Source organism: Pseudomonadota bacterium (genome assembly GCA_030860485.1).
Lineage (GTDB): Bacteria > Pseudomonadota > Gammaproteobacteria > JACCXJ01 > JACCXJ01 > JACCXJ01.
Genome location: JALZID010000385.1, coordinates 1 through 9,688, shown reverse-complemented (window position 1 = coordinate 9,688; position 9,688 = coordinate 1). Strand labels below are relative to the sequence as shown.

Annotated in this window: 8 protein-coding genes; all 8 read left to right on the top strand. The window is 62.1% G+C overall.

The window, feature by feature from the left end; genetic code table 11:
- Positions 1 to 316: zinc-binding dehydrogenase (locus M3461_23605; protein MDQ3777124.1), on the top strand; the 316-nt coding region annotated here is incomplete at its 5' end.
- Positions 317 to 444: 128 nt separating this feature from the next.
- Complete coding sequence (locus M3461_23600) at positions 445 to 1,494, top strand: NAD(P)-dependent alcohol dehydrogenase (protein MDQ3777123.1); 1,050 nt, start codon at positions 445 to 447, stop codon at positions 1,492 to 1,494.
- Positions 1,495 to 1,529: 35 nt separating this feature from the next.
- Positions 1,530 to 1,808, top strand: coding sequence for a hypothetical protein (locus tag M3461_23595; protein ID MDQ3777122.1), 279 nt, complete (start codon positions 1,530 to 1,532; stop codon positions 1,806 to 1,808).
- A gap of 70 nt (positions 1,809 to 1,878) precedes the next feature.
- Positions 1,879 to 2,673, top strand: coding sequence for an SDR family oxidoreductase (locus M3461_23590; protein ID MDQ3777121.1), 795 nt, complete (start codon positions 1,879 to 1,881; stop codon positions 2,671 to 2,673).
- Positions 2,674 to 2,840: 167 nt separating this feature from the next.
- Complete coding sequence (locus tag M3461_23585; protein MDQ3777120.1) at positions 2,841 to 3,923, top strand: efflux RND transporter periplasmic adaptor subunit; 1,083 nt, start codon at positions 2,841 to 2,843, stop codon at positions 3,921 to 3,923.
- Positions 3,920 to 7,090, top strand: a complete 3,171-nt coding sequence (locus tag M3461_23580; protein ID MDQ3777119.1) for a multidrug efflux RND transporter permease subunit — start codon at positions 3,920 to 3,922, stop codon at positions 7,088 to 7,090. Before M3461_23585 ends, M3461_23580 begins: the two co-directional genes overlap by 4 nt.
- Position 7,091: 1 nt before the next feature.
- On the top strand, positions 7,092 to 8,465 hold the full coding sequence (locus M3461_23575; protein MDQ3777118.1) for an efflux transporter outer membrane subunit: 1,374 nt from the start codon (positions 7,092 to 7,094) through the stop codon (positions 8,463 to 8,465).
- A gap of 115 nt (positions 8,466 to 8,580) precedes the next feature.
- Entirely contained in the window at positions 8,581 to 9,180 is a 600-nt protein-coding gene (locus M3461_23570; protein MDQ3777117.1) for a hypothetical protein, read from the top strand.
- Positions 9,181 to 9,688 lie beyond the last annotated feature (508 nt).

Below are 9,688 nucleotides of genomic sequence, written 5' to 3'. Positions count from 1 at the left end.
CGATGTTGATGTAGTCTTCGACACCATCGGAGGAGACACTCAGAAGCGTTCATGGAAGGTGCTGAAGAAGGGTGGAATCCTGGTTTCCATCGTCGGTCCTCCCTCGGCAGAGGGGGCCGCTGCGCATAGGGTCCGCCAAGCCTCGGTCTTCGTTCAACCGAGCGCCACTCAGCTAACTGAGCTTGCAAAGCTGGTCGAGTCGGAAAAGCTCAGGCCTATTGTCGAAACCGTTTTGCCGCTGTCGGAAGCGCGTCATGCGCACGAGCTCAGCCAGACAGGCCACACACGCGGCAAGATCGTCCTCCGTGTTGTATAGCATAGATAGGAAACCTCTGCAAAAGTCTGCGATCTGATCGGCAGGAGCGACCGATCCGTCTGACATCGACTCATATGCACACACCCCGTGCATTTGTGATTACTTATTCAGTATAGGAGGTAACGATAATGCTCAAGACTCCCGCATATGCCGCGGCGTCGGCGACGACGCCGCTAGGGCCGTTCTCCATCGAGCGCCGCGAGGCCGGTCCGCGCGATGTACGGATCGACATTCTCTATTGCGGCGTCTGTCACTCCGACATCCATCAGGCCCGCGACGAATGGGGCGGCTCGATCTTCCCGATGGTGCCGGGCCACGAGATCGTCGGCACGGTGGTGAAGGTAGGCGAGGCGGTCGAGAAATGGAAGGTCGGCGACACGGTCGGGGTCGGCTGTTTCGTCGATTCCTGCCGAGAATGCGAAGCCTGCAAAACCGGTGAGGAGCAGTATTGCGCGCCAGGCATGAGCCTGACCTACAACGGCTATGAGCGCGATGGTAAGACGCCCACCTACGGCGGCTACTCGACACGCATCACCGTGGACGAGGCCTATGTACTGCGCATTCCTCCGGGAATTCCCCTCGAGCGTGCGGCGCCGCTGTTATGCGCGGGCATCACCACCTATTCGCCGCTGCGCCACTTCGGCGTCAAGGCCGGAGACCAGGTCGCGGTGGTCGGGCTTGGCGGCCTAGGCCACATGGCGGTGAAGCTTGCCGACGCAATGGACGCGCGGGTCACCGTGCTTAGCCATTCTCCCGGCAAACGCGAGGATGCGCTGCGCCTCGGCGCGCAGGATTTCCTGGCCACCCGCGACACGGACGTGTTCAAGGAGAACACTGGCCGTTTCGACTTTATCCTCGACACGGTGTCCGCGCCGCATGACTACAACGCTTACCTCAACCTGCTACGGCGCGACGGCACGATGGTGCTGGTCGGGATGCCCGATCCTGCGCCGCTTGCCCCCGCCCCGCTGGTCATGCAACGTCGGCGCCTGGCCGGGTCGCTCATCGGCGGTATCCGCGAGACCCAGGAAATGCTCGATTTCTGCGCTGAGCACGGCGTGGCATCCGATGTCGAGGTGATCCCGATCCAGCAGATCAACGAGGCTTACGAGCGCATGTTGAAGGGCGACGTGCGCTACCGTTTCGTCATCGACATCGCGAGCCTGAAACAGGCATGAGAGTAATTACCGGCAAGACTGTTTGAGAACAAGGCATGTTGAAAATCACCACTCGGCGTGAAGCCGGAGCTCTGGTCTTCCAGTTAGAGGGCAAGCTCGCCGGGCCCTGGGTGCAGGAACTGGAGCGCTGCTGGCGCTCTGCTCCGGGTACGCGACGGAGCCGCGTTGATCTGTCCTCAGTCACCTTCATCGACGCGGACGGGAAGGCGCTCCTCGGTCAAATGCACCGGGAAGGGGCTGAGTTGGTGGCGTCGGGATGTCTAAACAAATGCATCGTAGAAGGGATTATTCATTCAGAGGAAAAGAAGGCGTGATGATGCCAGTTGATTTGGCCTTATGCCAACATACGTGCGGCATAAGATCGTCGCGGTGAAAGTAGCAATTATGGACTTACAACTATCTGGCAAGCTCGCGCTGGTGACCGGCTCGACTGCGGGCATCGGTCTAGCGATTGGTTCGACTCTGGCCGGTGAGGGCGCGACGGTGATCATCAACGGTCGATCGGAAAAGCGTGTAAGTGAGGCTATCGAGAAAATCCGGCAGAAGCATCCTCGCGCGAAGCTGGAGGCGCTCGTGGGTGATCTCAGCAAACTGGAACCGGTGAAGCGAGCCACCGGCAGCTTTCCTCACGTGTACGTCTTGATAAATAACCTCAGCATCTATGAACCAAAGTCCTTCGAGGATATCTCGGATGAGGACTGGATGGCGATCATTGAAACGAATTTCATGAGCGGCGTGCGCTTGAGCCGTCATTACCTGTCGAAGATGAAAGCGAAGAACTGGGGCAGGATCATTTTCATCTCGAGCGAATCAGCCATCAATATTCCCGTTGAGATGATCCATTATGGCCTCACGAAAACCACGCAACTTGCGCTGGCGCGCGGTCTGGCGGAAACGACGGCGGGCACCGGCGTGACGGTCAACTCCATCTTGCCGGGGCCGACGCGGTCCGAGGGAGTGGAGGGGTTCGTCAGCCAAATGGCGAAGTCCCGAAACCTCGAACCGTCCGTGGTTGAGGAGGAGTTCTTCGAAACCGTCCGTCCCAGCTCGCTGCTCAAACGATTTGCCGCAACCGAGGAGGTCGCCGCGCTGGTTGCGTTCATAGCCAGCCCGCTGTCCTCTGCGACGAACGGAACGGCGCTCCGTGTGGACGGCGGAGTGGTCCGCTCGATCATTTGATCGCAGGAGGCGCGTCCGTGCGCTGAGCGTGAACTAGCATGGCTCATCGGGCTCGAACGCTAGCGCTAAGCCTCCTCTATATGGTTGTACTGGCTGCATTGTCGGGCTGCCAACAAGAAGCCGCCGCTCCGCCCGCCACTCCCATCCCGGAAGTTGCGGTTATCACCGTGACGACTCAAACGGTGGTTGACGAACCCGAATTCATCGGGCAAACCGAGTCCTCCCGCCCCGTGGAGATCCGCCCCCAAGTGACGGGTATCGTCAAAGAGCGTCTTTTCCAGGAAGGCCGCGATGTCAAGATGGGTGACCTGCTCTATCAGATCGATCCCGTGCCCTTCCAGGCCGCCGGGGCGAACGCCAAGGCGATGGTGGCTCAGACCGAGGCGCGCCTGGTGCAAGCCAAGCAAAACCACGCTCGCGTTACACCGCTGCTCGCCGAGCAAGCGGTGAGCCAGAAGGATGTGGATGACGCCGTCGCCGAAGAACTGGCGGCGAAGGCGGCGCTGGAAGGCGCCAAGGCGCAATTGGTGAAGGCCCAGTTCGACCTCGACAATACCCGCATTACCGCGCCCATCGCCGGGCTGATCGAGCGCACCCGGGTCTATGAAGGGCGCCTGGTGTCCGCGCAGACCGATCTGCTCACGGTCATCCACCAGGTAGACCCCATGTATGTGACCGTCAGCGTTCCCGAACCCTTCCTGCTCAAACGCCTCAGGGAGCGGACGTTGAAGCGGGTCCAAGGAGCGGGCGTCTATGAATTGCGCGGCGTCATCACCTTCGTAGACGGCACCATCTACCCCGAAGCAGGGAGGTTGGATCTGCTGGATGTGGGACTGCGCACCGCGACCGGGACCCGCGACGTGCGGGTGGTCTTCCCCAATCCCGAGCGGGGTGTGACTCCGGGGCAGCGGGCGTTGCTGCCGGGGCAGTTCGTCAAGGTTCGGTTCGTCGGATCGGTTCGCACCGGAGTGGTGCTGGTCCCGCAGCGGGCGGTCCAGGTCGGTCCGGAGGGACCCTCGGTCTATGTCGTGGATGAGGGCGACAAAGTGCAGCTCCGCCCCGTCCAAGCCACAAGCTGGCTCAATAGCCAGTGGCTCATCGAAGGAGGGCTAGGCGAGGGAGAGCGGGTGGTGGTGACCGGTCTGCAAACGATCCTGCCGGGGTCGCCGGTGAAACCGGTTCCCTATGTCGCCGCTGATGCGGTCCCTCTCGCCGACCCGGCGAACACCGAAACCGGAGCGGTTCAGTGAGCCCGCGCTTCTTCATCGACCGCCCGATCTTCGCCTCGGTCCTCTCCATCGTGATCGTGGTAGTGGGTCTGGTGTCCATGCAGGTCCTGCCCGTTGCCCAGTACCCCGAGATCACGCCCCCGGTGGTGCAGATCGAGGCCGACTATCCGGGCGCGAGCGCAGAGGTGGTGGCCGACGCCGTGGCACGTCCGATCGAAGTGCAGCTTCCGGGCATCGACAACCTCCTTTACTACGACTCGACCAGCACCAACGATGGGCACATGACCCTCCGACTCACCTTCGAGATCGGGACCGATATCGACATCGCCGCCGTCCAGACGCAGAACCGCGAGAAGCTGGCCGAGCCACAGTTGCCCCCCGAGGTCGTCCGCCGCGGCATCACGGTGAGAAAGGTGTCCCCGGATCTCCTGGGGGTTTTGACCCTGGAGTCGACCGATCCGCGGCACGACGCCTTGTTTCTCGCCAACTACGCGATCCTGCGGGTGCTCGATAACATCAAGCGGCTGCCCGGCGTCGGGGATGCCTTGGTGTTCGGCGCGCAGAGTTACAGCATGCGGTTGATCCTCGACCCGGTTCGGATGGCACAGCTCGCACTCACCCCGACCGACATCGCCAACGTCGTCAACGAGCAGAATCGCGATTTTCCCGCAGGTCAGGTCGGTCGCGAGCCCGCGCCGCTCGGAACCGAGCTCACCCTCCCGGTGATCACGCACGGCCGCATGACGGAGGTGAATGAATTCGAGGAGATGATCGTGAGAGCACTCCCGAACGGGTCCATGATCCGGCTCAAGGACGTGGCGAGGGTCGAGCTGGGCGCCCAGTCCTACGACCTCCAAGGGCGGTTCAAGGGGAAGCCGACGACGTTTCTTTTGACCTTTCTCTCTCCGGGGGCGAACGCGCTCGAGACGGTCAGGCGCATCCGCGCCGAAATGGATGCGCTGGCGAAAAGCTTTCCGCCGGGCGTGAGATACAACGTTCCCTACGACACGACCCGGTTCATCGAGGTTTCGATCCAGGAAGTGGTCCAGACCTTGGGCGAGGCCCTAGTCTTGGTCGTGCTCGTCGTCTATCTCTTTCTACAGAGCTGGCGAGCCACGCTGATCCCCATGGTGGCGGTCCCCGTCTCGCTGATCGGCGCCTTTGCCGGCATGTATGTCCTCGGGTTCTCGATCAATACCCTGACCCTATTCGGTATGGTGTTGTGCATCGGGCTGGTCGTGGATGATGCGATCGTGGTGGTCGAAAACGTCGAGCGCCACATTGAAGGCGGGCTCGCGCCCAAGGAAGCCGCCAACAAGGCCATGGAAGAGGTCACGGGACCCGTGATCGCGATCGTCCTGGTGCTCGTGTCCGTGTTCATCCCCACCGCCGTCCTGGGTGGGATCACGGGGCAGCTCTACCGGCAGTTCGCCGTCACCATAGCGATCTCCGTCACGATCTCAGGATTCGTGGCGCTCACCTTGAGCCCGGCCCTGTGCGCCCTGGTGCTCAAGCCCAACCATAGAAAAAAGGGAGTTTTCTTTCAATGGTTCAACCGCTTCTTCGAGTGGACGCGGCACCGCTACACCGCGACGGTCGGGATGAGCATCCGGCGGGCGGGCCTCGCGCTCGGGATCTACGCCATCGTCATCGGCCTCGCCATAGGGATGTTCGGGGCGCTCCCTTCGGCCTTCCTGCCCGAGGAGGACCAGGGCTATTTCATCAGCATGGTCCAGCTACCGGAGGGTGCGTCAAAACAGCGGACAACGGAGGTGGTGAGCAAGCTCGAACATTATTATCTCGCCGTTCCGGAGATCCATAGCACCAACGTTCTGGTCGGCCAAAATTTCGTGTTCAGCACCCGCGGCTCCAATACGGCGACCATGTTCACTCCCTTGCGCCTCTGGGATGAACGCACGGGCCCTGACCAACACGTCAAGGCGCTCATCGGGAACGCGTTCGGGGAATTCGCGAAGATCCCCGAGGCGCAGGTCCTGGCCTTCAACGCGCCCTCGATCCGGGGACTGGGGGCGACGGGTGGGTTCTCGGTGCAGATCCAGGATCCCGCCGGGGGGGACTTCAAGCGATTTGCCGACGTCGCCCAGGAGTTCATCGCGAAGGCCAAACAGAACCCGGCGATTGGGGCCATCGGCACCAGCTTTCGCGTGAGCTCCCCGCGGCTCTCTCTCCACGTGCACCGGGAACGGGCCAAGGCGCTCGGCGTGCCCATTTCCGAAGTCTTCGACACCCTACAGGCCTATTTCGGCAACCTCTACATCAACGACTTCGTGAAATTCGGCCGGGTCTATCGCGTGCAAACGGAGGCCGAGGCCCAGTACCGTTCGCGCCCGGAGGACATCGCCAAGATCTACGTCCGCGCCCAGAGCGAACAGGGCACGTCCATGATCCCCCTCGATGCGGTGGTGTCGACGGAATTCACGAGCGGGCCCGATCCGGTGACCCACTTCAACGGCTACAACGCCGCCTTGATGTTGGGCGGAGCGGCGCCCGGCTACAGCTCGGGTCAGGCGCTCGATGCCTTGGAGCGCGCGGCCGAGGAGGTGCTCGTCCCTAAGGGCTATGCGCTCGACTGGAGCGGGATCACCTACCAGGAGCGCAAGGTGGGGACGCAATCCATCTTGGCGTTCGCGTTCGGCCTGCTCATGGTGTTCCTGGTGCTGGCCGCCCAGTACGAGAGCTGGTCAGTGCCCCTGGTCGTGAATCTGGCGGTTCCCTTCGGCATCTTCGGGGCCTTGGCGGCCGTATGGATCCGCGGTATTACCAACGACATCTTTTTCCAAATCGGCTTGGTAACCCTGATCGGCCTCTCGGCCAAGAACGCCATCCTGATCGTGGAGTTCGTGAACAAGCGCTATCAAGCCGGTCTTCCGGTCATAGACGCTGCGCTCGAGGGCGCCAGGCTCCGCTTCCGCCCGATCATCATGACCTCCATGGCCTTCATTCTGGGGGTCACGCCGCTGGTCTTGGCCACGGGCGCCGGGGCCGCCGGTCGTCATTCCATCGGCACCAGCGTATTCGGCGGCATGCTCGCAGAAACCTTCCTGGCCATCTTTTTCACCCCGGTCTTTTTCGTGCTGAACCGAAAGCTTGCCGATCTTTTCTCCCGGCAACGCACCGAGAAGAAGGGCCCCGTGCCGGCCCAGCCTTCCGCTAGCGGAGGACCTTGAGATGCGTGGCCTCGTAGTGACGGGGATCGCGCTCATGCTGAGCGCCTGTGCGCTCGGTCCTGACTATGTCCGTCCGGACATCACCACGCCCGGCGCCTTCCGTATGGCAAGCGCCGAGGGGGAGTCCATCGCCAATCTGCCGTGGTGGGAGATCCTGCGCGACGACGAACTGCAAAAGCTCGTTCGCATCGCGCTCCGGGAGAACAAAGACCTACACCAAGCGGTCGCGAGCATCGAAGAATTTCAAGCGCGGTTGTCCATTGCGCGGACGGATTTCGCCCCCCAACTGAGCGCAACGGCCAATGCCCCCGCCTTCGGCCGTATGAACGCAACCAACATCCCGGGTTTTCCCACGCCATCGAGCTATTACGTCCAGGGCAATCTGTCCTGGGAGATCGACGTCTGGGGGCGGGTGCGCCGCGTGAACGAGGCGGCGCGTGCGGAGCTCCTCGAGCGGGAGGAGAATCGGCGGGCGGTGGTCCTGGCGCTCGTGAGCGGCGTCGCCCAGGCCTATTTCGATCTCCGCCAGCTCGATATGCAACTGGAAATCGTTCGGCACACCTTGCAATCGTGGGAGGAATCCGTGAGGATCGCCCGGGCTCGGTTGCGGCAGGGCCTGATCCCCAAGCTCGACGCCGACCAGTTTGAAGCGGAACGGGCCAATGCCGCTGCCCGCATGGCGGAGCTGGAGCGGCAGATGGTGCAGAAGGAGGACGAGCTGAGCGTCTTGCTCGGGAGGAATCCGGCCCGGATCCCCCGAGGGCGAGCGCTCACCGAGCAGATGCTGCCGCCTGCAGTGCCGGCCGGATTGCCTTCCGAGTTACTAGAGCGCCGCCCGGACATCCTGCAAGCGGAGCAGCAGCTAACCGCGGCCACCGCCCGGATCGGGGTTGCCCAGGCAGAGCGATTTCCTAAAATCACGCTAACGGGACTCCTCGGGGTAGCGAGTCCGCAGCTTTCCGCTCTCGGGAGCGGTGCCTTTGGAAGCGCCGGCCTCGGCTTGGCCGCGCCTCTCTTCAATGCCCAAGCCCTGGGCTTCCAACAGCAGGCGGCCGAAGCGCAAGCGAGACAGATCCTGGCCCAGTACGAGCAGACCGTCCTTGTGGCCTTCCGGGAGGTCGAGGATGCCCTCGTCGCAGTGCGCACTGCCCGCGAGCAGACCGAAGCGCAGGAAGCTCAGGTTAGGTCGCTGCGATCGGCCTTGCATCTCGCCGAGATACGGTATAAGGGCGGACTCTCCAACTATTTGGATGTGCTCACGGCCAAGCGCAATCTCTTCGACGTCGAGCTCTCGGTCACAGCGACCAAACGCCTGCGTTTGGTATCCATGATCCAGCTATACAAAGCGCTGGGCGGTGGATGGTCGCCTGGCTAGCGGCGCCGTCCAACGACCGGCTTGACGGCTCGCGAGCCCAGCAGTACTATGCTTCTTGATGAAAAAGGGCGTTTAAAATTTCTATTCCCTATTCCCTAAGCAGAGGAGATAAATCATGAGTATCGTCGATAAACTACTCGGGCGTAAAGAAGCCACGCAGCAGCAACAGACCCGGCGACAAGTTGAGGATCAACCATTAACCGGACGGTCGAGCGACGAGCAGGCAGTGGCGCGTTACCGCTACATGCTGCAAACCGCGCCGCCCCAGACCATCGAGCAGGCCCACACCGAAGCATTCGCGCGGCTGACGGCGGAACAACGCCGCTTGGTGCTCGAAGAGTTGAGCGCCGACGCCCCTGAAGCCGAGCGCGCGCAGGCCAAGGATGACCCGCGGTCTCTCGCGCGCATGGCGACCCGCGCCGAAATCCGTCAACCCGGCACGATCGAGCGTACTTTTGGAAGGATGGGCGGCGGCGCGGGCATGGGCGGCATCATGGCCTCCAGTTTCCTGTCGAGCATCGCGGGCGTCGTGGTGGGCAGCGCCATTGCCCAGGCGTTCTTCGACGGCGCCGGGGCAGAAGGCGGCGATCAGCAGGACGCGGGCGAGGCCGGAGATGCTCATCAAGACGTCGGTCCAGACGCCGGCGACGAGATGGCCGCCGACATGGACGGCAATATCGGCGGTGACTTTGGCGACTTCGGCGGTGACCTCTGAGAATTCTAGGTCGATGAGACCAGCGCAATCAGATGACTCGCCACTCTTATGTGGCATGAAGCGGGCTCGGAATCGCGACGAGTTTTCATGAAGGAGGAGCTTTGATGGATCAGAACGACCGCCTCCCAACCGTCTTGATCGTTGAGGATTTCGAGGGCAGCGCGCCTACTGTAGTAGGTGACGGCGGTCGCGTAAATCGCCGACCTTGACGCGCTTTTGCGACGGGGATAGATAATACCGGCGAAGGGCCTCGGGAATTTTTCGGGGGAGAAATTTTATGAGTAGCGCGGAGCGGAGTGGCAAAATTCAAACCGAACGAGCGGTGGAGGCGCGTCGCCGTTTAGGTCGGCGTGCTCGTCGCCGTATTTCTGCTCGACTTAATTTTGGCTCTTCGGGACAATTTGTGGGTGGTTGCGAGCCTGTGAGGGGCATGGGTGCCTGTGGACTTGTGGATAACATCCCTGTTACCCACAGGGCCCACAGGCCAAGCTGGGGATCTGTGGACAAC

Bases quoted from the DNA above. Each gene is read 5' to 3' on its own strand.
- M3461_23600 (MDQ3777123.1), top strand. From the start codon at position 445: ATGCTCAAGACTCCCGCATATGCCGCGGCGTCGGCGACGACGCCGCTA.
- M3461_23595 (MDQ3777122.1), top strand. From the start codon at position 1,530: ATGTTGAAAATCACCACTCGGCGTGAAGCCGGAGCTCTGGTCTTCCAG.
- M3461_23590 (MDQ3777121.1), top strand. From the start codon at position 1,879: ATGGACTTACAACTATCTGGCAAGCTCGCGCTGGTGACCGGCTCGACT.
- M3461_23575 (MDQ3777118.1), top strand. From the start codon at position 7,092: ATGCGTGGCCTCGTAGTGACGGGGATCGCGCTCATGCTGAGCGCCTGT.
- M3461_23570 (MDQ3777117.1), top strand. From the start codon at position 8,581: ATGAGTATCGTCGATAAACTACTCGGGCGTAAAGAAGCCACGCAGCAG.